Origin of the sequence: Qipengyuania sp. S6317L1 (genome assembly GCF_023015615.1) — a bacterium.
Taxonomy (GTDB): Bacteria; Pseudomonadota; Alphaproteobacteria; order Sphingomonadales; family Sphingomonadaceae; genus Erythrobacter.
In genome coordinates, this window is record NZ_JALKAJ010000003.1 from 44,519 (window position 1) to 66,869 (window position 22,351).

General features: G+C 59.6%; 21 protein-coding genes and 1 tRNA gene. 9 read left to right on the plus strand and 13 right to left on the minus strand.

Features of this window, described 5'->3' with window-relative positions; all coding sequences use genetic code 11:
• Nucleotides 1-110 precede the first annotated feature (110 nt).
• Together MWU38_RS07855 and MWU38_RS07860 are read right to left on the minus strand one after the other, a co-directional pair.
• A tRNA-Val gene (locus MWU38_RS07855) sits at nucleotides 111-185 on the minus strand.
• 94 nt (nucleotides 186-279) lie between these two features.
• Entirely contained in the window at nucleotides 280-669 is a 390-nt protein-coding gene (locus MWU38_RS07860) for a response regulator (RefSeq protein WP_247271303.1), read from the minus strand.
• A 250-nt stretch (nucleotides 670-919) separates the two neighbouring features.
• Between MWU38_RS07860 and MWU38_RS07865 the strand changes: the two genes are divergently transcribed.
• Complete coding sequence (locus MWU38_RS07865; RefSeq protein WP_247271304.1) at nucleotides 920-1,984, plus strand: N-formylglutamate amidohydrolase; 1,065 nt, start codon at nucleotides 920-922, stop codon at nucleotides 1,982-1,984.
• Between the two features lie 246 nt (nucleotides 1,985-2,230).
• On the opposite strand, the gene MWU38_RS07870 is transcribed toward MWU38_RS07865, so the two are convergent.
• Complete coding sequence (locus MWU38_RS07870; RefSeq protein WP_247271305.1) at nucleotides 2,231-3,016, minus strand: SapC family protein; 786 nt, start codon at nucleotides 3,014-3,016, stop codon at nucleotides 2,231-2,233.
• A 137-nt stretch (nucleotides 3,017-3,153) separates the two neighbouring features.
• Nucleotides 3,154-4,593: an FAD-binding oxidoreductase gene (locus tag MWU38_RS07875; protein WP_247271306.1), complete on the minus strand. Its 1,440-nt coding sequence runs from the start codon at nucleotides 4,591-4,593 to the stop codon at nucleotides 3,154-3,156.
• Nucleotides 4,594-4,778: 185 nt separating this feature from the next.
• On the opposite strand from MWU38_RS07875, the gene MWU38_RS07880 reads away from it, so the two are divergent.
• From MWU38_RS07880 to MWU38_RS07890, 3 genes are all read left to right on the plus strand, one after another.
• Nucleotides 4,779-5,393 carry a hypothetical protein gene (locus MWU38_RS07880; protein WP_247271307.1) on the plus strand — a complete coding sequence of 205 codons (615 nt, stop codon included), beginning with the start codon at nucleotides 4,779-4,781 and terminating at the stop codon, nucleotides 5,391-5,393.
• Between the two features lie 158 nt (nucleotides 5,394-5,551).
• Nucleotides 5,552-6,949 carry a DEAD/DEAH box helicase gene (locus MWU38_RS07885; RefSeq protein ID WP_247271308.1) on the plus strand — a complete coding sequence of 466 codons (1,398 nt, stop codon included), beginning with the start codon at nucleotides 5,552-5,554 and terminating at the stop codon, nucleotides 6,947-6,949.
• A gap of 24 nt (nucleotides 6,950-6,973) precedes the next feature.
• Entirely contained in the window at nucleotides 6,974-7,621 is a 648-nt protein-coding gene (locus tag MWU38_RS07890; protein ID WP_247271309.1) for a hemolysin III family protein, read from the plus strand.
• Here MWU38_RS07890 and MWU38_RS07895 read toward each other — a convergent pair.
• Entirely contained in the window at nucleotides 7,618-9,933 is a 2,316-nt protein-coding gene (locus tag MWU38_RS07895; protein ID WP_247271310.1) for a UvrD-helicase domain-containing protein, read from the minus strand. The genes MWU38_RS07890 and MWU38_RS07895 overlap by 4 nt on opposite strands.
• A gap of 272 nt (nucleotides 9,934-10,205) precedes the next feature.
• On the opposite strand from MWU38_RS07895, the gene MWU38_RS07900 reads away from it, so the two are divergent.
• Both MWU38_RS07900 and MWU38_RS07905 read left to right on the plus strand, forming a co-directional pair.
• Nucleotides 10,206-10,595, plus strand: coding sequence for a hypothetical protein (locus tag MWU38_RS07900; protein WP_247271311.1), 390 nt, complete (start codon nucleotides 10,206-10,208; stop codon nucleotides 10,593-10,595).
• Between the two features lie 295 nt (nucleotides 10,596-10,890).
• A complete protein-coding gene (locus tag MWU38_RS07905; RefSeq protein ID WP_247271312.1) occupies nucleotides 10,891-11,193 on the plus strand; it encodes a hypothetical protein in 303 nt (100 codons plus the stop codon).
• Nucleotides 11,194-11,269: 76 nt separating this feature from the next.
• On the opposite strand, the gene rsmD is transcribed toward MWU38_RS07905, so the two are convergent.
• Genes rsmD through MWU38_RS07920 form a run of 3 tightly spaced genes read right to left on the minus strand, consistent with a single transcriptional unit; the run spans nucleotide 11,270 to nucleotide 13,783 of the window.
• Nucleotides 11,270-11,815: a 16S rRNA (guanine(966)-N(2))-methyltransferase RsmD gene (gene rsmD / locus MWU38_RS07910; RefSeq protein WP_247271313.1), complete on the minus strand. Its 546-nt coding sequence runs from the start codon at nucleotides 11,813-11,815 to the stop codon at nucleotides 11,270-11,272.
• Complete coding sequence (locus tag MWU38_RS07915; protein WP_247271314.1) at nucleotides 11,815-12,603, minus strand: pseudouridine synthase; 789 nt, start codon at nucleotides 12,601-12,603, stop codon at nucleotides 11,815-11,817. The genes rsmD and MWU38_RS07915 overlap by 1 nt, the downstream gene beginning before the upstream one ends.
• Before the next feature lie 10 nt (nucleotides 12,604-12,613).
• The gene (locus MWU38_RS07920) at nucleotides 12,614-13,783 is read right to left on the minus strand and encodes an aromatic ring-hydroxylating dioxygenase subunit alpha (RefSeq protein ID WP_247271315.1); all 1,170 of its coding nucleotides are present in this window, start codon (nucleotides 13,781-13,783) and stop codon (nucleotides 12,614-12,616) included.
• A gap of 73 nt (nucleotides 13,784-13,856) precedes the next feature.
• On the opposite strand from MWU38_RS07920, the gene MWU38_RS07925 reads away from it, so the two are divergent.
• Nucleotides 13,857-15,668, plus strand: coding sequence for an MFS transporter (locus tag MWU38_RS07925; RefSeq protein ID WP_247271316.1), 1,812 nt, complete (start codon nucleotides 13,857-13,859; stop codon nucleotides 15,666-15,668).
• Complete coding sequence (locus MWU38_RS07930; protein WP_247271317.1) at nucleotides 15,665-16,966, plus strand: MFS transporter; 1,302 nt, start codon at nucleotides 15,665-15,667, stop codon at nucleotides 16,964-16,966. The genes MWU38_RS07925 and MWU38_RS07930 overlap by 4 nt, the downstream gene beginning before the upstream one ends.
• Here the strand turns inward: MWU38_RS07930 and MWU38_RS07935 are convergent.
• Genes MWU38_RS07935 through trpB form a run of 5 tightly spaced genes read right to left on the minus strand, consistent with a single transcriptional unit; the run spans nucleotide 16,963 to nucleotide 21,598 of the window.
• The gene (locus MWU38_RS07935; RefSeq protein WP_247271318.1) at nucleotides 16,963-18,273 is read right to left on the minus strand and encodes a bifunctional folylpolyglutamate synthase/dihydrofolate synthase; all 1,311 of its coding nucleotides are present in this window, start codon (nucleotides 18,271-18,273) and stop codon (nucleotides 16,963-16,965) included. The two genes, MWU38_RS07930 and MWU38_RS07935, sit on opposite strands and share 4 nt — an antisense overlap.
• 6 nt (nucleotides 18,274-18,279) lie before the next feature.
• Nucleotides 18,280-19,131 (minus strand): acetyl-CoA carboxylase, carboxyltransferase subunit beta, encoded by an 852-nt coding sequence (gene accD, locus MWU38_RS07940; protein WP_247271319.1) that lies wholly within the window; start codon nucleotides 19,129-19,131, stop codon nucleotides 18,280-18,282.
• Nucleotides 19,132-19,144: 13 nt separating this feature from the next.
• Entirely contained in the window at nucleotides 19,145-19,921 is a 777-nt protein-coding gene (trpA, locus tag MWU38_RS07945; RefSeq protein WP_247271320.1) for a tryptophan synthase subunit alpha, read from the minus strand.
• Entirely contained in the window at nucleotides 19,918-20,316 is a 399-nt protein-coding gene (locus MWU38_RS07950; RefSeq protein WP_281494628.1) for a DUF559 domain-containing protein, read from the minus strand. Before MWU38_RS07950 ends, trpA begins: the two co-directional genes overlap by 4 nt.
• A 43-nt stretch (nucleotides 20,317-20,359) precedes the next feature.
• Nucleotides 20,360-21,598, minus strand: a complete 1,239-nt coding sequence (trpB, locus tag MWU38_RS07955; protein WP_247271322.1) for a tryptophan synthase subunit beta — start codon at nucleotides 21,596-21,598, stop codon at nucleotides 20,360-20,362.
• 249 nt (nucleotides 21,599-21,847) lie between these two features.
• On the opposite strand from trpB, the gene MWU38_RS07960 reads away from it, so the two are divergent.
• On the plus strand, nucleotides 21,848-22,312 hold the full coding sequence (locus tag MWU38_RS07960; RefSeq protein WP_247271323.1) for a hypothetical protein: 465 nt from the start codon (nucleotides 21,848-21,850) through the stop codon (nucleotides 22,310-22,312).
• Nucleotides 22,313-22,351 lie beyond the last annotated feature (39 nt).

Consider the following 22,351-nt stretch of genomic DNA (forward strand, 5'->3'; position numbering starts at 1 on the left):
TTGCAAGATGCCGGAGGCCACGATGGGGGCGTAAATACCAGCGGTGCGAAAGCAAACAGGCGCCCGAAAGCAAAAAGGCGCCGCAATCGCGACGCCTTTTGGAAGAATGATGGTGGGCGTACCAAGATTTGAACTTGGGACCCCTACGATGTCAACATAGTGCTCTACCCCTGAGCTATACGCCCGCACCATCATTGTGTTCTTGCAGTCAATCGCCTGCGAGAGGCCGCGCGTTAGCGAAGCTCGCAAGCGAGTGCAAGCGATTCGAGCGAATTTTCGCTAAATCTGCGCCTCGCGCTGTTCTTCAAAGACGCGCTCCACCTCAAGCACGAGATCGCGCAGGTGGAAAGGCTTGGAAAGAACCTTTGCGTGCGGTTGTTCGCGGCTTGCCCGCAAGGAAACGGCGGCAAAGCCGGTGATGAACATGACCTTGGTGCGAGGCGACAGCTCGGCACATCGCTGCGCAAGCTCGATCCCGTCCATTTCGGGCATGACAATGTCCGACAAGAGCAGGTCGAAATGCTCACTTTCCAAAAGCGGAACAGCCTCGGTCCCCCGATCAACGCTGGTCACTTCGAAACCAGCCTTGGTGAGCGCGCGCTCAAGATAGGCGCGCATCGCTTCTTCGTCTTCGGCAAGAAGGATTCGGGGCGTAGAGGGTGTCGTCATGCGCAAGGGTATAGCCCAAATCACTTAAGAAATGTTTTGTGATCTTGCGAATTGACCCCATTTGAAACGTCCAGAACTGACCAAACGGCTAACCTGAATAACTTGGCGAATGACACCGGCGCAAAGCGATTTGGTTTTGTGAGGCGTTTTTCCCGTTGCAGACCTGCTTGCCTCATCGGTTCGGGAACGGGCCAATTACGCCTAATCACCCTTTGACTTGGCCCCGTAATGCGGGCAGCAAGGAGCTCCCATGCGGTCTCATTCACGGCATCATCAGCAAGCGCAGCCAGCCTCGTCGCCCCGTCGCGCCTCGACCCGCGATCTGGGCGAGGGGAAGGGGTATGTGACGACCAAAGGCGGAACGATTGCGTCGGATGGCGATGGCGATGATCAGGGCGAGGGCGAGGGAAAAAGTCCTGCGTTTGTGCATGTCGCACCGCGCGATATGCCTTTGCCTGTCCTGATCGCTGTGCCCCATGCGGGCTGCAATTATTCCGAAGAGATCGTGAGACAAATGCGCGATCCCGGGTCTTCGCAACTGCGTTTGGAAGATCGCCGGGTGGATGCGGTCGGGGTGGAAATCGCACGTGCGACTGGCACGGGATTGTTGGTCGCCCATGCACCGCGTGCGATCATTGATCTCAACCGCGCCTCTGACGACATCGACTGGGGCATGGTGGCCCGTCCCAAGGGGTTCGATACGCGCGCATTTGACGAAAAACGCGCATCGGGTCCGTCAAGCAATGCACGGGCTCGCAGCGGACTTGGAATTGTGCCGCGCCGATTGCCCGGAACTGGCGAGATCTGGCGCTCCAAACTCTCTTACAATGAACTGGCGCGGCGAATTGAACAGATTCACCGGCCCTATCATGCCTTCCTTGAAGGCGAGCTTGCGCGGATTCGCGACGCGTGGGGCGCGGCGCTGCTGATCGATCTGCACTCCATGCCGCCCCTTCGACGCAGAAACAATGAAGAGGCGGTGCCCAAAATCGTGATCGGCGACCGTTATGGCGCGTCGTGTGACCATATCCTTGCCGCGCACGCGTTCCGTTATCTCGAACAGCAAGGGCAGGTCGCCTCGCACAATCGCCCCTATTCCGGCGGCTATGTCCTCGACCGCCACGCACGGCCCAATCATGGGATCCACGCCATCCAGATTGAGCTGTGCCGAAGCTCCTATCTGGACCCCTCGCTTTCAGAGCCTTCGCAAAACGTCCGGCCCCTTGCGCAGATGCTGGCCGGGTTGGTGCGCATTCTCGGGGCGGAAACGGCGGGGCTTGGCTCCGGGCGTCATGTGGCGCAAGCGGCGGAATAGAGCCCGCGTCGCCGGTCTTTCGAATTCTCCCGACAAAAAAGCCACCTCGTGCGAAAGGGGGGGGAAGCACGAGGTGGCCAGGTTCAGGGAGGATCGCTGCGAAATATCGAGCGCTCCGCGGCGGCTCATGAGGGGGTAACCGCCAACAGGCCTGATATAAGTTCAGGGCGGCCCGCTTTCAACCAGCAGGCCGCCCCAACTTAATCGGAAATGGTCTTGTTTTCCCTAGGGTTAGGGAAGAAACCCTTAAGCTTTAGCCTCGGGAAGCGGCACCTTGCCTTGCGCGGTCTGACGCTCGAACACCATGCGCATGAGGTTCATCGAGAACAGGTGCGCGTGGATCAGCATAAGCATGCCGCTTTTGTTGAGCTCTTCGACCTTGTCGGTTGCAAGCTCGCGCAGCTTCTTCTCGTCAACCATCTTAAACCCGCGATAAACGAAGGGTTTATCGGGCATGTCGTTGCGAGTGATGGCGATTTCGCCGTCCATCAGAAGGTCGAGTTCGGTGAGCTTTTCAAGGAAGGCCTTGGTCCGCTGGCCCGACTCTTCGAAGCGGCGGCAGAACTCGAGAATGTTGTTGGTGTATTCGGTTGCTTTGCGCTCTTCGCCTTCGCCTTCGAAAAGTGCGTTGCCTTCTTTACCTTCTACAACAACACCCGATTTTGGATCAAAACACAGCGACATGTCTTCGCTGTCGGACTGAAGTTTTGCGAGGATGAAGGGGTAGCGGCGGATGTAAGCAGGGACATAGACGCCCGGCTCAAGCTTGTTCTCTTTGTCGATGAAGGTGTTCACGCCTTCATTCAAACCCATCAGAGCAATCGGCAGCGGAGAGTCGTTTGCGGTGAAGACGATCGGGTAGTTGCGCTGTGCATCGACGAATTCGTCAACGGTGAGCGGGATCGCGTGGGTGTCGGCGAGGAAAGACGCATCGCCAAAAGCGGTTACGACATGATCGCCGTGATCGCGGCTGTTGAGCGGAAGCAGGTCGTTGTAAAACAGTGGAAGTTGCGGTTTCGGCGCGCTGGCCATGTGGTTTCTCCTAAACCGGTTAATCTCATATGGGAGACGGGTTCGCGCGAAGCTCGCATATCCCCCACCCGTCAAATGCGCTCGCGGCTTTAGGCGCTCCTGCTTCGCGGCGCAAGCGGTGTGCCCACTTGCGCGTCCTATTTGGCCAAAAGCTTGCCCGGATTAAGCAGGCCCTTGGGATCGAGCGCGTCCTTGACGCTTGCCATAATGCCAAGAGCGACAGGATCGCTGAGGCGATGGAGATCGCCGACCTTCATCTGGCCGATGCCGTGTTCTGCACTGATCGAGCCGCCCCACCGGGTTACCAGATCATAGACCCGCGCGCTGACTTTCTTGCCTTCGCTCTCTTCCCATTGGCCCGGCACTGCGCCGCTTGGCGCGAGCACGTGGAAGTGCACATTTCCATCCCCCAGATGGCCAAATGCAACCGCGCGGCTGCCTTTGAACTCGGATTCGATAGCGGGCGAGGCCTCAAGAATGAATTCGGGCATTTTTTCGACCGGCACGCTGATGTCGTGCTGCATCGCAGGGCCAAGCGCGCGTTCGGCGGCGGAGATGGAATCGCGCAAGGTCCAGAAGTCTTCTGCCTGTCGCTCATTCGCGGCAATTACGCCGTCCTCGATAAGGCCGTCCTGCACTGCCTGTGCAAGAGCTTCTTCCAGCCCGTCGCGCAAGGCCGCATCGTCACCTTCGACCGCGACACATTCGATAAGCGCGTTCCACGCATGGCGGTTTTGCAGTGGACTGCGCGCATCGGGAAGGTGGGCAAGAACACTGTCGAGGCAATGGTCGGGAATGATTTCAAAGCCTTCCAGGGTCTCTCCCAGCGCCCGGTCAATCCTGCGAAGAAGCGTGCGCGCATCGGGCAGGGCGCCAAGGCCCACCCATGCGGTCGCACGCGCCCGTGGCGCAGGAAGAAGGCGCAAGGTGGCCGCGGTGACGATGCCCAAAGTGCCCTCCGATCCGATCAGGAGCTGCTTGAGGTCAAATCCGCGATTGTCCTTTTTGAGGACTGTCAAAGCGTTGAAGATGCTCCCGTCGGCAAGCACCGCCTCAATCCCCAGAACCTGTGCGCGCATGGTGCCATGGCGCAGCACCTGCGTGCCGCCCGCATTGGTCGATATAAGCCCGCCAATCGTCGCTGACCCTTTGCCGCCAAGGGTGAGGGGGAAGCGCAGATCCGCCTCTTCGGCTGCCTCGTGAAACGTCTGTAGAATGACGCCCGCCTCGCAAACCGCCTGACCGGCGCCCGCATCAAGCGAGCGGATCGCGTTCATGCGGCGCATCGACAAAAGCACCGAGGCGCCGCTTTCGTCGGGCGTTGCGCCGCCGGCCATTCCGCTGTTGCCGCCCTGTGGCACGATGGGCACGTCATATTCAGCGCAAAGCTTCACAAATGCGGCGACTTCCTGGGTCGATGCAGGGCTCGCAAGGCCCAATGCCTTGCCGGTGTAACGTCCGCGCCAATCGGTAAGCCATGGCTCAAGATCGTCGGCAAGGGTGGTCCAGCCCTTTGGGCCGAGCATGTCGCCGGCCTTGGCTGCAAAACTGCTGAGGTGGGGAAAAGCTGCATTCATTGCGGCGTCTATGCCACACCGCTGGCCGATTTTACCAGCGCTTTGCGGCGATTGGGGCGCACATTAAGGCAGCGTTCAACGATCACTGCTAGTTCGTGTGCTTTCGCAGCGCCCGATCGTTGGCGCACCTGGTTTCGGGGTCTGGTTTTTGAGGCTCGGTTTTCCTGGAGGGTTGAAGGGACTTCATGCCTAGCAGTTTCGCCTTTGCGACTTCGCTTGCGCTTCTTTTGCCTTTGGGCTTCGGAAGCGTTGCAGCAGGAGCAGACGAAACGCACGATGTTGCAACGCCGCTAACCCCCCAATGCACCGCGCCCGGTATCGAAAACGCGTCGCACAGCGAACCGCCAAAGGTTTCGCTGCAACCCGAGGTGAGCGCCGCCAACCCGTTGGAAGCACTTTACAATTCGCACAGGGCCAATCAGGTGCGGATCGAGCGGCGGGTGACCATCCGCATCTCGCCCTATCGCCAGAGCAGTCGCAACAGCCTGCTTGCAAGGCTGCCGCGTCAAGGCGTCTCGAGAACGTTTGAAGAGCGCAAGATGGACAATTGCGTGCCCGTGTCGGGTATCGCCGGGGTTCAGACGGGCAATGGCAATCGCCTGCTGTTGTTTCTGAACGATCAGCGCATCGTCAGCCTCAATCTTGAGCGCGGATGCAGGGCGCGCGACTTTTATTCGGGCTTTTACATCGAGCGCAATGAAGATGGACGTTTGTGCGTCAAACGCGATCTTCTGCAATCGCGCAGCGGCGCAAAATGCGAGGTTGCAGGGATGCGCCGCCTCGTCGCGGTCGACGATTGATTGTGCCGCAGCGCACGACCCTTCGCCCCATTTCTTGACTTTAGAGGCCTTTTTGGCCAAGCGGAGCGCACCTTCGTAACCGCGCTTGTGCAATGCAGCACCGAGGGCCATTGCGAAACGACTATAGTGCATCACTTTATCCGGACATATTCGAACATATGACATTTGCCGATCTCGGCCTTTCTCCCGAATTGCTCAAAGCCGTCGAAGAGGCTGGCTATACCGAGCCAACCGCTATTCAGGCTGAAGCGATCCCGCCCATCCTCATGATGAAGGACATCATCGGGATTGCGCAAACCGGCACGGGTAAAACCGCAAGCTTCGTGCTGCCCATGATCGACGTCATGGCATCGGGCCGCAGACGCGCGCTTATGCCGCGCTCTTTGATCCTGGAGCCCACACGCGAACTTGCCGCACAGGTTGCCGAGAATTTCGAGAAATACGGCAAGAACCACGACCTCAAGATGGCGCTGCTTATCGGCGGAGTGCAGATGGGCGATCAGGTGAAGGCTCTGAACGAGGGCGTCGATGTTCTTATCGCGACGCCGGGCCGGATGATGGACCTGTTTGAACGGGGCAAGATCCTTCTTTCGGGCTGCGAGCTCCTGGTGATCGACGAAGCCGACCGGATGCTCGACATGGGGTTCATCCCGGATATCGAGTTCATCTGTGACAAGCTTCCGGAGACGCGTCAGACCATGCTTTTCTCGGCGACCATGCCGCCTCCGATCGAAAAGCTTTCCAAGAAATTCCTGAACAATCCAAAGCGGATCGAGACGGCCCGCGCGGCGACCACGAACAAGGATATTACCGCGTTCAAGATACCGGTCGATCAACGCAAGAAGCGCGAGACTTTGCGCTGGCTGCTCAAGAATGATCAGGTCGAGACCGCGATCATTTTTGCCAACCGCAAGACCACCGTGCGCGAGCTCAACAAGAGCCTGCAGAGCCACGGTTTTGCCTCGAGCGAAATTCACGGGGACATGGACCAGAGCTCGCGTCTGAAAGAGCTTGAGCGGTTCAAATCTGGTGATGTGAACATTCTTGTCGCCTCCGACGTTGCGGCGCGCGGGCTCGATGTCAAAGGCGTCTCGCACGTCTTCAATTTCGATACGCCCTGGCACCCGGATGATTACGTTCACCGCATTGGCCGCACAGGCCGGGCAGGGGCCAAAGGGCGCGCTTTCACCTTGGTCTCCAAGGTCGACGAAGAGGCCATGGTCAATGTCGAGAAGCTGACCGGCAATCCGGTCAAAGTGTTCGGCAAGGAAGACGTGCGGGTTGAACTTGCCCAACCGGGCAAGAGCAAACCATCCGACGAGGATGCTGCCGAAGAAAAGCCCCAAGAGAAGAAGCCCACCCGAAGCCGCCGCGCGAAAAAGGACAGCGAAGACGAAGCGTCCAGGAAGCCGCGTCGTGAACGTTCGGAGCCATCGGAAGAAAAGCCCAAGCGCAAGACCCGCGCCCGCAAGCAGGACGAGGACGATGCACCCGTGCCAGCAGGCGAGTGGAACGGTCCAAAGCCCGGTTTCCTCGACATAGGGTTCGGCGAATAAACTCACCCGATTTGGGACGAGACGATGTTTCCCAGCAAGACGCTTCCTGAGCGCCGGGCCGATTTCTGGGTCCATGCGGGCGGGCTTGCATTTCTCATTCCGGCGAGCATTCTTTTGGTCCGCGAAGCGAGCGCGCGCGGTGATGCGCTGCTGAATGCGGCGGTTGTCATATATGCGTGTGCGGCGCTGTTCTCGCTTGGCATTTCTTTCGCTTACCACTTACTCCCCCGCCATGACTTGCGAGCCGTTCTGCGCCGCTTGGACCATGCCGCGATTTATGTCGTGATTGCCGGGGTATTCGGCCCGCTGCTGGTGGTGTGCGGCACGCCGAGCGCCTTCGTGATTCAGGGCCTTCTGTGGTTTTTCGCGCTCATCGGCGTCGGTTTCAAGCTTGCGGGAGGCAATCCTGATTCGCCGTGGTCGCTCATGTCCTATCTCGGGATGGGCTGGTTTGCGCTTTTCGCGCTGCCTGATTTCACCGCTGGCCTGCCCAAACTGAGCCTTGCCCTAATTGCGGGGGGCGGGATTTTCTACACTGTGGGGACGCTGTTCTATCGCCGCAAAGCGATGCTCTACCGCTATCCGATCTGGCACGCCTTTGGCACGTTTGGCGGGCTATCGTTTTTCGCCAGCATCTGGATCGCAGTATCTGAGGTGGGCGTCGGGCCCTAGCTCACCACGCTCACAAAGCTGTCGATCACGCGCTTTTCGCCCGCTTCTTCAAACTGGATGGTAAGCTTATTGCCTTCCTGATCGATCACGCAGCCTGTGCCGAATTTCTTGTGCTCGACCATGGCGCCAATTGCGATGTCGGAGCGGGGCGCTGCGGCGAAGCTTGCCGCCGAACGTCCGGGTTCCGCAAGCCGTTTTTGCTTGGTTTCATAGCCCGATGAAATCGCGCGCTGCCAACCGGGGCCGCGCGCCTGCGCACGGGTGGGGTTTTGCTCGGCGACATGGGCAAACGGGTCTTCGCTTTCGCTCCAGTTTGCGCGCCAGAGCGATGCGCCGCCGCTCATGGTCGTTTCGGAATCGATGAATTCTTCGGGCAATTCCTCGATAAAGCGCGAGGGGATCGAACTGGTCCATTGGCCGTAAATCCGGCGGTTTGCCGCGTGCAGGATCGTGCATTTGCGCTTGGCCCGCGTGATCGCGACGTAAGCAAGTCGGCGCTCCTCCTCCAGAGAGGCAAGACCTCCTTCGTCGATTGCGCGTTGCGATGGGAAGACGCCTTCCTCCCAGCCCACGCAAAAGACATTGTCATATTCGAGGCCCTTGGCCGCGTGCATCGTCATGATGGTGACGGTCTCTTCCGCGTCGCTGCGGTCATTGTCCATAACGAGGCTGACGTGTTCGAGGAAGTCGCCAAGGCTGTCATACTCTTCCATTGCGCGGGCAAGTTCGGAAAGGTTTTCTGCACGACCTGCGCTTTCGGCAGAGCGGTCCTTGGCGAGCATGTCGTTGTAGCCGCTTTCGTCGAGCACCTGTCGCAACAGATCCGAAGGCGGCATGACTTCGGCCGCCTCGCGCCACGCCAAGAATTGCCGCATCAGCGAACCGATGGTGTTCGCCGCGCGCTTGGGCAATTCGTCGCTGTCAGCCAGTTGCAGCGATGCCGCCGCGAGCGGCAGACCGACCTGGCGCGCATGAATGTGCATCTTCTCAAGCGTCTTGGAGCCGAGCCCGCGCTTGGGCTGGTTATAGATGCGCTCGAACGCCAGATCGTCCTGCGGTTGAGCGATCACGCGAAGGTAGGCGAGCGCATCGCGGATCTCGGCGCGCTCGTAAAAGCGGAAACCGCCGATAATCCGGTAGTTGATGCCGACCTGGATGAAGCGGTCTTCGAATTCGCGCGTCTGATATTGCGCGCGTACGAGGATGGCGACCTGGTTAAGCGGCGCGCCCTCGCGCTCCAGCCGCTCTATCTCCTCGGAAACGCGCCGCGCTTCTTCGGGTGCGTCCCATACGCCGATCACCTTGACCTTGTCGCCGCCGTTACTTTCGGTCCAAAGCGATTTGTCGTGGCGCTGCGAATTGGCGCTGATCAGGCCGGAGGCCGCTCCCAGGATCTGCGGGGTGGAGCGATAATTCTGCTCCAGTCGCACCACGGCGGTGCCCGGAAAATCCTTTTCAAACCGCAGGATATTGGCAACTTCTGCGCCGCGCCATGAATAGATCGACTGGTCATCATCACCGACCACGCAGATGTTCTTGTGCGCCTGCGCGAGCAGTCGCAGCCACAAATACTGGACCGCATTGGTGTCCTGATATTCGTCCACCATGATGTATTTGAAACGCTGCTGATACTCGGCGAGAACATCGGTGTGCTTCCGAAAGATGTTCAGCATATGCAGCATCAAATCGCCGAAATCGCAGGCGTTGAGAGCCTTCAAACGCTCCTGATACGCACCGTACATCTGCGCGCCTTTGCCATTGGCGTAGGCTTCGTTTTCGGCTGCATCGAGATCATCGGGGTTGAGCCCGCGGTTTTTCCAACGGTCAATAAGCCCAGCCAATGAACGTGCGGGCCAGCGTTTCTCATCCAGCTCGTGATCGTTGATAAGCTGTTTCAAAAGCCGCAGTTGATCGTCGGTGTCGATGATCGTGTAATTGCTCTGTAGCCCGGCGAGTTCCGCATGACGGCGCAGCATCTTGGCGCAGATCGAGTGGAAGGTGCCGAGCCACGGCAATCCCTCACCGGGTGCGCCCAAGTGGGCGGCCACCCGCTCACGCATTTCGCGTGCAGCCTTGTTGGTAAAGGTCACGCACAGGATCTGGCTTGGCCATGCACGCCGCGTTGCCACCAAGTGGGCCATGCGCGCCGTCAGCGCCGCCGTCTTACCCGTGCCAGCGCCAGCTAGCATCAGCACCGGCCCTTCGGTCGTCAACACAGCCTCACGCTGCGGCGGGTTCAAACGCGCAGCATAGGGCGGGACACCATTATCAGGCGCGCCGGAAGAAACAGATTGGGGCAATTGTGCACTCATAGGATATTGGGGAACAAGTATAGAACAAATGTTGGGATTGCAATCTTGCATAATGTGGGGGCGCACGCACCTGTCGGCAAGCGCCACTCCCCGACTAATCTTGGCGCTAATTTCTTGTGGCAATTCAACCCGTCCGGTTTTGTGAACGTCATTCGCTGATCCGTGGGCCTCACGCGATTGGGGCAGGGGGGGCAGGCTATGCGCCGCGATAATGGCCTGCCACAAGACGGTTGTTCGTCAGCGCTTGGGTTTCACCTTTCAAGGAGTATCCAATGCCTAAATCAAACTATCACACCTCCGGTCTTGTCGCAGCAGCGCTGGGCTTTCTTGCAGCATCCCCCGCTCTTGCCGACGCGCCGCTCACCGCCGCGCAGCCGCAGGAAGATGGCGCCGGCGATGCAGCCCCTGAGGCAACGAACGCGCCGCAGCTTTCGGCAGGGCAGCAGGCAGAGATCGGCACATGGCCCGCCGACAAGCAGACCGCCTACATGAGTTGGCCGGAAGAGACGCAAGGTTACTACTGGGAGCTGTCCGAGCCGCGTCAGACAATGTTCTGGATGCTTACCGACAAGGACAAAATTGCGCTTACGGCGATGACCGGCCCCGAACGCGAGGGGGCGTGGAGCCAGATTGAGGCACGTGCAGCGTCTTCTCCCGGTTAGGAAAGGCCTGACAAGAGGCAAGCGGTTGGTCGGGAGGACACACGGTTTGGGCGCTTATTCAGTCCTTTGCCGCCCTTTCCTGATCCTCTTCCTTATCAACCCTCGCAAAGGCAGACTCGCGCTTGGAAAAAGCGTGGGTCTGCCTTCCTTTTGGGAACTCGCCAACGGTCGCGCCAACGGTTGCGGCAGTGGTCGCGCTGGGCAGACAATTTGGTTTTTTTCGGAACGATGCCGGTGATGGTTGATTAACTTAGCATCGACGGAACGGAAAAAAGGACAATCACAGGACAAGCCCATGAAGAACCTTGTAGCAAGCCTCATCACCGCAGCATCCATTGCAACACTCAGCGTCGGAGGAACCGCTCTGGCAGAGGGCGACGAATATTCTTCCCGCGATGGTTCGACCAAGGCGCAAACGCCGGTGATTATCGAGCGCAACGACGACGGCAAGGCGACCAAGGTTCGCGTCAACGGCAAGGTCTATGATGTGTGCATGAATGACGATCATGACGGCTGCATCAATCCGCGTGCAGCAGGCCTTGATTGGGGCAATCGCCCGCTTGATTACTGGCCGGGCAAGCCCGCGAGCCAGATGTAAGATCGCAAAACTGGCGACAACAAAAAAGGGCAGCGGTTTACGCTGCCCTTTTTTGTGTCTGATGTCGCAAGGCGAGTCAGGCAGCGCGCTGCATGATGTGAAGGCGTGCTTTTCCGACCTTGCGGCTTGTCTCGACGGTGAGACCCTTGATCTGGGGTTCTTCGTCAAATGCGGTTTCCAGCGCGATCCACGTGGCCTCGCCAATCCAGCCAAGGCGCAGCATCCGGTCAAGCGCCACTTCGCCAGCGCCAGAGCGATAGGGCGGGTCGAGCAGGATCAGGTCGAGCGGTTCCTTTGCTGCGCGAAGGCCCATCACGGAACCTGCTTCCACGGTGCAACGTCCACGCGCATCCAGCGCCGTGATATTGGCGCGGATCATGTCCGCGGCGTCACGGTCCTGTTCAACGAAAAGGCAATGCGCAGCGCCCCTCGAAAGCGCCTCGAGCCCCAACGCGCCCGAACCTGCGAACAGGTCGGCGATGCGCAAATCCTCAAAGCTTCCCAGCCGGCTTGTGAGCATGGAGAACAATGTCTCGCGCGTGCGATCGGCGGTAGGGCGGGTGGCATCGCCCTTGGGCGCGGAAAGCTTACGCCCGCGCCATTCGCCAGCGATAATGCGCATCAACGGCGCCCTCCCTTGAGGCTCGCGACAAAGCGATCAAGGTCGCCCTTCTTGATGCGCGCCGCCTGTCCACGCGGCAAGTCGCCCAGCGCAAAGGGGCCATAGCCGATGCGGATAAGCCGGTTCACCTTGAGCCCGAGATATTCAAGCACGCGGCGAACCTCACGGTTCTTGCCTTCGGTGATGGTGATCTCGATCCAGTGGTTCTTGTGCCCCTTACCGCCCGATCCATGATCGAGATTGGCGTCAATCGGACCATAGCGGATGCCCTCGATTTCAACGCCTTCGCTCAACGCTTCGAGCTGTTCTTGCGCGATCTCGCCAAACGCCCTGGCGCGGTAGGTGCGCGGGATGCCTGATGAAGGCAATTCCATGGTGCGTTTGAGGCCGCCATCATTGGTGAGAAGCAACAGCCCCTCGGTGTTGAGGTCGAGTCGCCCGATGGGCATCATGCGCGGAGTGCCCTTGGGAAGGGCGTTCACCAGGGCCGAATAAATCGTCGCACGGCCCGCAGGATCGCGTTCTGCGGTGATGAGTCCGGTCGGCTTGTTGAACGCGAAAAGCTGCGCGGGCTCAGGTCCGCCGACGGGTTTCCCATCGACGCTGACGCCGCGCAAGTCCTTGAGAAAGGTTGCAGGCGTCTCGACCGGCTTTCCATCAAGGGTGACGCGTTTGTCAGCGATCATGCGCTCAATCTCGCGGCGCGAGGCAACGCCAGCGCGCGCGAGCAGTTTGGCGATACGGTCGCCCTCTGGGCGATCCTCTGACTTTTTGGGGTTTGTGGGCATGAAAAGCCCCTTAAGCGTTCAAGTGCTCCTGCACAATCGCATCGAAGCGAACGATGCCGCTTTCGAGTGTCCCCATTGTCAGTTGCTTGATCGCGCCGCTTTCCAGCCCTTGCTGGCCAAGCTCGGCTGCGCGGAAGTCTTCGCTGGCGAAAACGCCGCCATCCAGAAGCTTCCAACTGCGCTCCCAGTGATCCAATGCCTTCTCGCTCTTGGGCTCCTCCGGAATGAGCATGAAGTCTTCCACGATGGTGTGATTATGCGCGGTCGGCATGAGGACCATGACGTTGATGTAGTCGGGGCTGGGCACGATGACGGTCGCGGGGAAAAGCTGATAGGCAAAGGTGATCACCCGGCGCATCGCGGCCATATCGGTGAAATCGACATTCTCCATTTCCTCAAGCCGCCCGACGGCCGATCGCATATGCGGGCCGACCATATCGCCGCTGGTGATGCCGTCCTTGAAAAACGGCCCAATGGTGTTCGCGTGCAGGCGCGTCACATGGTAGCTTTCGAGGAAGGCATCCATGATGAGCTTCCAATTGCCCTTCACCTGATGGGTTCTGCGTCGGAAAAGATGCAAGGTCCCCATTCCAAAGGCATCGAAATCGGCGCTGATCGCTTTGGCCTGCGTGAAATCAGCATTTTCTTTCGGGGCGAACCAGATAAGGCCGCCGGTCTCTAGGCTAGGAAGCTCAACAAGACTGTGCTCCGATTTATCGAGGCCGGGGAACGTCTCAGGGCGGGGAAGGGCGAGGAGCTTGCCATCAAGCTTGTAAGTCCAGGCGTGGTAGGGACACACCATCCGCTTTGCACATTGCACCTCGCTCCCCTCGACAAGTCGGGTTCCGCGGTGCTGGCATACGTTGAGGAACACGTGCGCCTTTCCGTCGGTATCTCGGGTGATAAGCAGTGGGCGACCCGTATCATCGTGCGGGACCACCATGCCCGGCTCCGGCAAAAGCGCGGACGGGGCGAGCACTTGCGGCAGCTTATCGAAAAGCGCCGCTTTCTCGCGCGCAAAGTGATCGGCGCAAGTGTAACGGCTCGCTGGCACCGTGCCGATTGCGTCCACTTCGCGCGATGCGCCGGTGCGAATGTTCTCCGCCAGCGCGCGTTGGCCAGCTGTTGGCTCCAAGCGCGAAAATTCTCTGGGCAAATCTTGCGTTGTTGTGGCGTTCATCGCCCTCTCCCTATTTCCCTCGGGCACGATATGCCCCACACTCGCCCTCAAAGCAAAAGGGATTAGCGATCACGTGACGCAAGCAGCCGCATCTGAAGAATCCGGAAAGTCCGAAAAGCCGGGCATCGGCGAAGTCATCCGCGCGCTCAGGAACAGGAAGTCGGCCTATATGGCGCTGTTCGGCTTCACCAGCGGGCTGCCCTTCGCGCTGTTTCTGGGAACGCTCTACGCGTGGCTTTCCGAGGCGGAAGTCGACCTTGAGACGATGGGCGTTTTCTCGCTGATCGGCTTGGCATACGCCTTCCAGTTCATCTGGTCGCCGCTGGTCGACAAGGTCAACATTCCGGGCCTTCGCAAGCTGGGCAAGCGCAAGCAATGGATTGCGCCGATGCAACTGAGCCTCGGGATCATTCTGGTCACACTTTCGCTGCTTGAACCCAAGACGCAGCTTGGCTGGTTCTCGCTGCTGGCAGGTATCGGCGCGCTTGCGAGCGCGACACAGGACATTGCGATCAACGCATGGCGGATTGACGTGGCGGACGAAGAGGCAACGCTCGATATGCTCTCGACCATCTATCAGATGGGCTTTCGTTTAGCCTCTCTGTTTGGCGGCGCATTGGGCCTCATTATAGCTGCGCGCATCGGCTGGCCGGAAACCTATATGCTGTTTGGTGCAAGCGTGCTTGTGATCGGTATTGCAGGGTTGTTTGCCCCCGATTCAGACCGCGACCGGGCAAGAACCGCGAGCACCAGCGAAGAGGAAATCGAGGAGCTTTACCAAGCGGGCGAAGTGCGTCCCGGCGTGCGCCGTCATTACCTCTGGCTGGTGGTTGGCCTGTGGGGCTGGGCGCTTTTGATCCTTGGCATCTTCATGGTCCGCGCGCTTGGCGGGTTTGTGCCGATGATGGGAGTACTGGATCTGGGGCTGTTCGTGCTTGATCCCAATTACCTGCTCGGAATGTTCGCGCTGAACGAGAGCGGGCGGCCCGACCCTACCGAATTTACCGCCAAGATGGGCCCGCTGATTATCGCTGCAACCATTGTCCTGCCAGCGGCGATTGCGGGCATCCTTCATAGCCGCAAGGCAAACAGCAGGGACCTGATAGCCCCCGGCGAGATCGTACCGCGCGCCTCGGGTGCGGTCGATCACCTGTATCGCGCCTTGCTCGCACCACTGGTGGAGTTTGTCGGGCGTATCGGCTGGTCGCTGGTTCTGATCCTTGCGCTCGTTCTGACCTACCGGATTTGCGATGCGATCTGGGGGACTTTTGCCTATCCGTTCTATTTGGGCGAACTGAATTACACCAATGACGAGGTCGCTTTTGCGTCCAAGTTCTTTGGCGTGGGCGCGATTATCGCTGGCCTTGCGCTGGGCGGCTATATGCTCACCGTTCTGGGGCGGATGCTTACGCTGACGCTGGGCGCGCTTCTCGCAGCGCTTACCAACCTCCTCTACGCCGATATGGCGGCGGGCGGGGCCAATATGCAGGCCGCGAGCGACATGGTCGGTTTCACTTGGCTGATCAGCACTTTTGCGCCGTTTGGCTCTGACGCCTTGCCGCGCCTCACTTTCACAATCATGTTTGAAAACCTTGCGATCGGAATCGCGGGCGCTGCCTATATCGCGTGGCTATCGTCCATCGTGTCGAAGAAATACGCCGCCGTTCAATATGCATTGCTGTCTTCGCTCACTCTCCTTGTCGGGACGCTCGGGCGCGGAGCCCTGGGCGAGATGATCGAGGAACAGGGCTATTTCGACGTCTTTGTGCTGACGACACTTATCGGCCTTGTCGCCGTGGTTCTGTGCCTGGCCGAATGGTACCGCCAATCGAAGATGGGCACTGACGATGTCGGCCCCGAACCAAAGCCGCAAGCGGCCAAGTGACCACCAGGACGCAAGGGGTTTGGCGAGCGCTCGCTCCCTACCTTGAGAAAGAGGCGCTGGCGGCTTTCTTTGTCGGCGTCTCCTCTGGCTTCCCTTATGCGATGATCGGGGCAACGCTCACCACAAGGCTCGCGCAAGACGGGATCGACAAGGCGACCGTGACCGCGTTCACACTCGCCTTTCTCGTCTATAATCTCAAGGTGTTCTGGGCATGGGTGGTCGACGGGGTGCGCCTGCCGGTCATTGGCCGCATGGGTCAGCGCGTTTCATGGATGCTCCTTTCCGGAGCGTTGGTGATCGCCAGCGTTGTGAATCTCGCACTGGTTGACCCGCAGAGCAGCCTTAGCGCGACCATCATTGCAGCGGTCTTGGTAGGCGTTACAGGGGCCACTTTCGACATCGTGATCGACGCCTACCGCATCGAGACGCTGCGCCCTGACCAACTCGGCACGGGGTCCGGGATGAGCCAGTATGGCTGGCGCATTGGAGCTGCCGGGGCAGGGGCGCTCGCATTGGTTGTCGCAGCAAGGGTAGGGTGGGAAGCGGCTTATCTCGCCTGCGCGGCCTTCGCGCTTCCTGCGATGCTCACCGCGCTCATCATGGGAGAGCCCGCAAGGCGCACCGTGACCATCGCCAAGAAGGGTGTCGGTGATGTATGGCAGTCCATCGCGGGGCCTTTCCGAGAGTTTCTGGGGCGGCATGGCGCGTGGCTCGTGCTCGCCTTTATCCTCGTGCACAAGATCGGCGACACGCTCGCAAACCTCACCTTCCGCCTGCTGTTCGATGACCTTGGCTACACCAATGACGAGATCGCGATCTACGATGTGGGCGTGGGCTTCTGGGCCTTTATGGTCGGGATTTTCGTTGGCGGAGTGCTTTACACGAGGCTCGGCCTGAAACGCTCGGTGATGCTCGCGCTGATCCTGATGGCGGTCTCCAATGTGAGCTTTGCAGGGCTCGCCGTGGTGGGGCACTCGAACTGGGCGATGGCAGCGGCAATCGGGTTTGAGAATTTTGCCAGCGGCTATGGCGGCGTGGTGGTGGTCGCCTATTTCTCAGCGCTTTGCGACCTGCGCTTCACGGCGGCGCAATATGCGCTGATCTCGGCAGGCGCTAGCGTTGTGGGGCGGCTTCTAACGGGTACCACGGCAGGCGGGCTGATCGATGGCATAGGCTATGTGAACTTCTACCTGCTCACGTGCCTGTTGGCTCTGCCGGGGATAGCGCTGTTCTGGTGGATGATGCGCACCGGATTGGTCGATGAGGCGATGGGGAGCGCGGGGCGGGAGGAGAGCTAATCCGGGAGCTCGTCATTCAATCGCAGCGCCTCGCCTGCGAGGTAGAGCGAGCCTGCGATCAGGATGGGAATGCCATCCGAAGGCACATTCAGCAGCGCATCCTCTAGGTCCTCGCGCGCCACTGCATCTTCGCCAAAAGCGCTTGCGGGATGGCTGTCATGGCCTGGAATTGAAACCACCGAGACACTGCGCACCCTGTCGCCAAAGGCATCCAGAAGTGCGCGTGGGTTCTTATTTTCTAACATCCCAATGATAAGATGAAGCGGGTCTATGAAAACCTGAGCAATCGCCTCGCCAGCGCTGGGGTTGTGACCTCCGTCCAACCACAAATCGCGGTCGTGAACGAGAGCTTTGAGAGGGCCATCAGCGAGATGCTGCATTCGAGCTGGCCAAACAACATGAGAAACCCCGACAAGGATTGATTCCAGTTTCACATCAATCAATTGCTGGGACTGAAGCATGTCTCTGGCGAGAGCGGCATTATCGACCTGATGCCAGCCCATGAGTGGGAATTCACAGTCTTCCTCGCCGTGAGTGTCGGCAATCCCATTCTCCCACGGATCGAAGAAATCGATGTCTTCATTGATAGTGGAGGTGACTTCCCGCAAAATTGCTCCGGTCGTTTCCGCAACCTCTGAAATCGCCTCCCTTGCGGCGTCAGGATAGTCACCGCCCATAGTCACCAACGGCACACCCCTCTTCGCAATCCCGGCCTTCTCGAAGGCAATCCGCGCCATTGGCTCTGTCGGCACACCGTCCTCGGGCGCGAGCAGAAACCGTTCGTGATCGAGCCCCAGCGCCGCGATCCCGCAAGCAGCGACCGCCTCGGGCTCCAGCACATTGGTTGCATCAAAGCGTCCGCCAAGGCCCACTTCGACCACGCATGCATCCGCAGGCGTTCGGCTGAAGGCCAAGAATGCCGCGGCGATAGTGACTTCGAAGAAACTGGGCGCGAGGTCCTCGCCCGCATCCAGCACCTCTTCGAGAAGCTCCGCTAGCGGGCCATCTTCGATCAGCTTGCCCGCAATCCTGATCCGCTCATTATAGCGCACCAGATGGGGCGATGTGGTGACGTGGACGCGCTTGCCATCGGCCTCGAGCATAGCTCGAAGGAAAGCGCACACCGAGCCTTTGCCATTGGTGCCACCGACATGGAACGCGGGAGGCAGCTTGCGATGTGGATTGCCAAGCCGCTCCATCAAAGCGGTGATGGTCTCCAGCCCCAGGCGCCCTTGAGGAACGCTTAGGCGGGCGAGCCGGTCGAGCTGCGCCTGAACGCGGGCATCATCCGAGCGGCCAAAGTCCATGGGGCGTCAGGCAGCAGCTTTGGGCTGCAAAAATTCCAGCACCTGCGAAAGGCGCTCTTTAAGCTCGCTACGCGGCACAACCATATCGACCATGCCGTGCTTGTGGAGATATTCAGCGCGCTGGAAGCCTTCGGGCAATTGCTCGCGGATGGTGTCCTGAATGACGCGCTGGCCTGCAAAGCCGATAAGCGCGCCGGGCTCTGCGATATGGATATCGCCGAGCATGGCATAACTCGCGGTCACGCCGCCCGTGGTCGGGTCGGTCAGAACAACAATGTAGGGCAGGCCTGCCGCCTTCAATCGCCGGGTCATGACGGTCGCGCGCGGCATTTGCATCAGGGACAAGATCCCCTCCTGCATCCGCGCACCGCCCGCCGCTGTCACCACGACATAGGCGCAATTGCGGTCCAGCGCCTTTTGCGCGGCCTGACAAAACGCCTCGCCCACGGCCATGCCCATCGAGCCGCCCATGAAGCTGAAATCCTGAACGCCGACAACCGCAGGCTGTCCGTCAATCGCGCCCGAACCCGTGATGAAAGCATCGGCATAGGGGCTTTTCGCCCGCGCCGCTTTCAGGCGGTCGGTGTATTTCTTCGAATCCTTGAACTTGAGCGGGTCCTCGGTCACCTCCGGCACGGGAAGCAGTTCAAACCCTTCATCCAGAAGCAGCTTCAGACGCGTATCGGCATTGATCCGTCCATGGTGCCCGCATTTGGGGCAGACATGGAGGTTTTCCTCATAGTCGGAGACGAACAGCATCTCCTGACAATTGGGACACTTGATCCAAAGGTCTTTCTCGGTGCTTGTCTTTTGATCGCCAAAGCCCAGCGAATTGCGGACGCGGTTTAACCAGCTCATGTCTCGTGTTCCTTTAGGCCGACTTGATCGCGGCAACCATGCTCGCGGTCAGCTCTTTTAGCTTGGGCGCCGCGTTTGCGCCATGTTCGCCCACCAAGTCAACAAAAGCGGACCCGACGACAACGCCGTCGGCGTGCTTGGCGATGGCAGCGGCTTGGGCGGGTTCACGCACGCCAAAGCCGACCGCGACCGGAATATCGGTGGCCGCTTTGAGCGCCGCCACAGCCTCTTCGATGGAGCCTGCTGCGGCCTGTTGCAGCCCGGTGACCCCGGCGACGGAGACGTAGTAGAGAAAGCCGCTCGACCCCTCGAGCACTTTGGGCAAGCGCTTTGCATCGGTGGTCGGCGTGGCGAGGCGGATCGGCGAAATGCCTTGTTCGCGCAAAGCAGGACCCAGCGCATCGTCCTCTTCGGGCGGAATATCGACGCAGATCACGCCGTCGACGCCCGCTCCGGCGGCGGCTTTGGCAAACCACTCAGGCCCCCGGCGGATCATGGGGTTGGCATAGCCCATCAGCACCAGCGGAACGTCAGGGTGACGCTCGCGGAAGTCGGTCGCCATTTGCAGCACATCGGCGGTGGTGGTGCCCTTACCAAGCGAGCGCAGGTTTGCGCTCTGGATCGCAGGGCCATCGGCCATCGGATCGGTAAACGGCATCCCCAGCTCGATAACATCAGCGCCGCCTTCGACAAGCGCATCGAGGTTGGCCGCCGTGTCGCCATCACCAGCGGTGATGAAAGCGACAAAAGCGGCCTGGGGTTTGGAAAAGGCGTTTTGGAGGCGGGTCACGACAAAGCCCCCTCACCTTTAGGGGAGGGGGTTGGGGGAGGGGGCGAGGCCAGCAAATCAGCCACAACCTCACCCAAGCGGGTCAAAACCCCATCCATACTTTCCATAACTTCCAAGTTTGAAAATCTGATCACTGTGTATCCCTGATCTTCCAAATATTGCGTTCTTGTCGCGTCGTATTCTTCGCGGCCAGCGTGTGTGTCGCCATCGATCTCGACGACTAGCTTTGGGACGTTTGAGGCAAAGTCAGTAATGTATATCCCAATCACCTTTTGCCTTCGAAATTTGATCCCCTCGAACCGTTCCGCCCGCAATTCATGCCACATCCGCCTCTCAGGTTCGGGCATTTCCTTGCGCATGTCTCTGGCCCGGCTAGTGAGGCGAGGGTCGCGCATTACCCCTCTCCCAACCCTCTCCCCTGAAGGTGAGAGGGCTCAATCAAATCTCCACCCCAAGCTTTTCCGCCACAGTGAAAATGTCCTTATCGCCGCGCCCGCACAGGTTCATGCAGATGATCTCATCCTCGCGCATTTGCGGTGCGCGTTTGGCGACGGCGGCGAGGGCGTGGCTCGGCTCAAGCGCAGGGATAATCCCCTCGGTGCGGCAGAGCAGTTGGAAGCCTTCCAGCGCCTCATCATCGGTGACGGCGGTGTATTCCACGCGCCCTGTGTCCTTGAGCCATGCGTGTTCGGGGCCAATGCCGGGGTAGTCCAGCCCTGCAGAGATTGAGTGGCCTTCGGTGATCTGGCCGTCTTCGTCTTGCAAAAGGTAGGTCTTGTTGCCGTGGAGCACTCCAGGAGCGCCTCCGAGCAAGCTTGCCGCGTGTTCGTCGCCATCAAGGCCATGGCCTGCGGCTTCCACGCCGAGCATCTTCACGTCCGGATCGTCGAGGAACGGGTGGAACAGGCCAAGCGCATTGGAACCTCCGCCAATGCAAGCGATCAGCAGGTCGGGCAGCTTGCCCGTGCGGGCGAGCAGTTGCGCGCGGGCTTCGGTGCCGATCACGCTTTGGAAATTGCGCACTAATTCGGGGTAGGGGTGCGGCCCTGCGGCGGTCCCGATGATGTAGAAAGTGTCGTGCACATTGGCGACCCAATCGCGAAGCCCTTCGTTCATCGCGTCCTTCAAAGTCGCGCCGCCGCTGGTGACGGGGACAACTTCTGCGCCGAGCAGCTTCATGCGAAAGACATTGGGCGATTGGCGCGCCACGTCCTCTGCGCCCATATAGATCACGCATGGCAGACCAAAGCGCGCGCATACTGTCGCGGTCGCCACACCGTGCTGCCCCGCGCCGGTTTCCGCGATAATGCGGGTTTTGCCCATGCGCTTGGCAAGCAAAATCTGCCCGATGCAGTTGTTGATCTTGTGCGCGCCGGTGTGGTTGAGTTCATCGCGCTTGAACCACACTTGCGCGCCCATGCCGGGTTCCGCACCTTTACGCAATTCCTCGGTCAAACGCTCTGCATAATACATCGGCGAGGGGCGACCGACGTAATGCTCGAGCAGATCGTCAAACTCGCGCTGAAATTCAGGATCTTGCTGCGCGGCACGATATTCGCGCTCCAGATCAAGGATCAGCGGCATCAGCGTTTCGGCGACATAGCGCCCGCCAAAATCGCCAAAATGGCCGCGCTCATCGGGCCCATTGCGGAAGGAGTTGGGGGTGGTCTGATTCATAGCAATTTTCCGTTGGCAGGTAGAGCCGCGCCTGTCCAGCCGTGTGAGGAAAGGTGTGTCTGGTTACCGGCGGGGACGCGCAATGCCTTGACGATGCGTCGGAACCTTTCTGGCAGATTTACAATGTGTGGCAAATGAGTCACAAAATTACCGAGGGCTGGAATAATTGCATGATCTGTAATTGAACGTTCATCCACGCAAACCTACCTACGCCTTCCCCGAAATACCCCACTAACAAAAGAGGGTTCTATGAAGAAAATTGCTCTTATCACCGCAGCAGCAGCTGCAACCGCTTTTGCAACCCCTGCAATGGCACAAGACGCAGCCGGCGAAGGCCGCGTCGAAGTTCGCGGTGGCCTCGCCACTGGCGGCGGCTTTGACGAAGGTTTCATCGGCGCAGCAGCCGGCTATGACTTCGACCTTGGCGAAACCGTATTCGTCGGCGGTGAAGTGTCTGTCGACAAAGTGCTCGTTGACGGTTCTGACGAAATCTACGGCCTCACCGGACGCATCGGCACGAAAGCTGGCGAAAGCACCCGCATTTTCGCAGCCGGCGGCCGCAGCTTCACCTCGGGTGAAGACGTATGGCACGCAGGTCTTGGCGTTGAGCAAAAGCTTGGCGGCAACTTCTACGTGAAGGGCGAATACCGCCACTTCTTCTCCGATTTCTCCGACATCGACACCTTTGCTGTCGGCGGCGGCATCAAGTTCTAATCGCTTGAATTAGCGAAAAGACTGCAACCGAAAGGGCGA

What these genes read in the sequence shown, in the direction of transcription:
- MWU38_RS07860 (WP_247271303.1), bottom strand. Translation starts at nt 669, where the DNA reads ATGACGACACCCTCTACGCCCCGAATCCTTCTTGCCGAAGACGAAGAA.
- MWU38_RS07865 (WP_247271304.1), top strand. Translation starts at nt 920, where the DNA reads ATGCGGTCTCATTCACGGCATCATCAGCAAGCGCAGCCAGCCTCGTCG.
- MWU38_RS07870 (WP_247271305.1), bottom strand. Translation starts at nt 3,016, where the DNA reads ATGGCCAGCGCGCCGAAACCGCAACTTCCACTGTTTTACAACGACCTG.
- MWU38_RS07875 (WP_247271306.1), bottom strand. Translation starts at nt 4,593, where the DNA reads ATGAATGCAGCTTTTCCCCACCTCAGCAGTTTTGCAGCCAAGGCCGGC.
- MWU38_RS07880 (WP_247271307.1), top strand. Translation starts at nt 4,779, where the DNA reads ATGCCTAGCAGTTTCGCCTTTGCGACTTCGCTTGCGCTTCTTTTGCCT.
- MWU38_RS07885 (WP_247271308.1), top strand. Translation starts at nt 5,552, where the DNA reads ATGACATTTGCCGATCTCGGCCTTTCTCCCGAATTGCTCAAAGCCGTC.
- MWU38_RS07890 (WP_247271309.1), top strand. Translation starts at nt 6,974, where the DNA reads ATGTTTCCCAGCAAGACGCTTCCTGAGCGCCGGGCCGATTTCTGGGTC.
- MWU38_RS07895 (WP_247271310.1), bottom strand. Translation starts at nt 9,933, where the DNA reads ATGAGTGCACAATTGCCCCAATCTGTTTCTTCCGGCGCGCCTGATAAT.
- MWU38_RS07900 (WP_247271311.1), top strand. Translation starts at nt 10,206, where the DNA reads ATGCCTAAATCAAACTATCACACCTCCGGTCTTGTCGCAGCAGCGCTG.
- MWU38_RS07905 (WP_247271312.1), top strand. Translation starts at nt 10,891, where the DNA reads ATGAAGAACCTTGTAGCAAGCCTCATCACCGCAGCATCCATTGCAACA.
- rsmD (WP_247271313.1), bottom strand. Translation starts at nt 11,815, where the DNA reads ATGCGCATTATCGCTGGCGAATGGCGCGGGCGTAAGCTTTCCGCGCCC.
- MWU38_RS07915 (WP_247271314.1), bottom strand. Translation starts at nt 12,603, where the DNA reads ATGCCCACAAACCCCAAAAAGTCAGAGGATCGCCCAGAGGGCGACCGT.
- MWU38_RS07920 (WP_247271315.1), bottom strand. Translation starts at nt 13,783, where the DNA reads ATGAACGCCACAACAACGCAAGATTTGCCCAGAGAATTTTCGCGCTTG.
- MWU38_RS07935 (WP_247271318.1), bottom strand. Translation starts at nt 18,273, where the DNA reads ATGGACTTTGGCCGCTCGGATGATGCCCGCGTTCAGGCGCAGCTCGAC.
- accD (WP_247271319.1), bottom strand. Translation starts at nt 19,131, where the DNA reads ATGAGCTGGTTAAACCGCGTCCGCAATTCGCTGGGCTTTGGCGATCAA.
- MWU38_RS07950 (WP_281494628.1), bottom strand. Translation starts at nt 20,316, where the DNA reads ATGCGCGACCCTCGCCTCACTAGCCGGGCCAGAGACATGCGCAAGGAA.
- trpB (WP_247271322.1), bottom strand. Translation starts at nt 21,598, where the DNA reads ATGAATCAGACCACCCCCAACTCCTTCCGCAATGGGCCCGATGAGCGC.
- MWU38_RS07960 (WP_247271323.1), top strand. Translation starts at nt 21,848, where the DNA reads ATGAAGAAAATTGCTCTTATCACCGCAGCAGCAGCTGCAACCGCTTTT.